Consider the following 808-nt stretch of genomic DNA (forward strand, 5'->3'; position numbering starts at 1 on the left):
GAGGCACCGATGGATTTCACCTTCCAACCGCCGTTTTTGGCTGGACTGTCAGGATATGTCGCCGAAATGGGCTCGGCCTTCCTCTGCGCCGCGCTCGGCATCGTCCCGACCGTGCGCCATGCCGACTATCTCGCATCGTGGCTTGCGGTGCTGCGCGAGGATAACCGCGCGATCTTCCGCGCCGCCAGCGCCGCGAGCAAGGCCGCCGACTGGTTGCTGTCGCGCCATGCCGAGACCAATGCCGAAAGGATCGCGGCATGATCCTCTTGCCCCCCGGACTGCGCTTCGCGCTGCGCGCGAACGATATTGCCCGCCGCGCCGCCGACCGCGACGGCTTGGTCGCGCTCGACCCTGTGCCCGTGGTCAAATTGTTCAATCCGTGCGGCGCGGCGACATGGCTGGCAACCGAACTGGACCGCGATGGCGACACCCTGTTCGGCCTCGCCGACCTTGGCTTCGGCTGTCCCGAGCTTGGCAGTTTCAGCCTGTCCGAACTGGCGAGCGTCCGTTTGCCCTTCGGCCTCGGCATCGAGCGCGACCTGTCGTTCGAGAGCATCCACCCGATTTCGACATGGACCGAACGGGCGCGGCGCGCCGGTTCGGTCCTGTGGGCAGAAACCCTGCTGCGATCCATCGCGGCTCACGAGCTTCCGCCGACAGGCGGATGACGCAGGCGGCCGTTTGCCGCCGATCCGTAAGCCGGTCCGCCACTCCCGCAAAGAAACGACGGACCGGCACTCACAAGGAGAGTAGGGATGGTACGCCTTACCCCTTCGCAGAGGCTGGTTTCACCATCCCTCTCACCGAA

General features: G+C 66.0%; 2 protein-coding genes. Both read left to right on the forward strand.

The window, feature by feature from the left end; genetic code table 11:
* On the forward strand, window positions 1-261 hold a 261-nt coding region (locus PYV00_RS12650; RefSeq protein WP_275228629.1), incomplete at its 5' end, for a zincin-like metallopeptidase domain-containing protein.
* Window positions 258-668, forward strand: coding sequence for a DUF2958 domain-containing protein (locus PYV00_RS12655; protein WP_275228630.1), 411 nt, complete (start codon window positions 258-260; stop codon window positions 666-668). The genes PYV00_RS12650 and PYV00_RS12655, both read left to right, overlap by 4 nt.
* The last annotated feature ends 140 nt before the right edge of the window (window positions 669-808 follow it).

This window comes from Novosphingobium album (ex Liu et al. 2023), from assembly GCF_029076845.1.
Lineage (GTDB): Bacteria > Pseudomonadota > Alphaproteobacteria > Sphingomonadales > Sphingomonadaceae > Novosphingobium.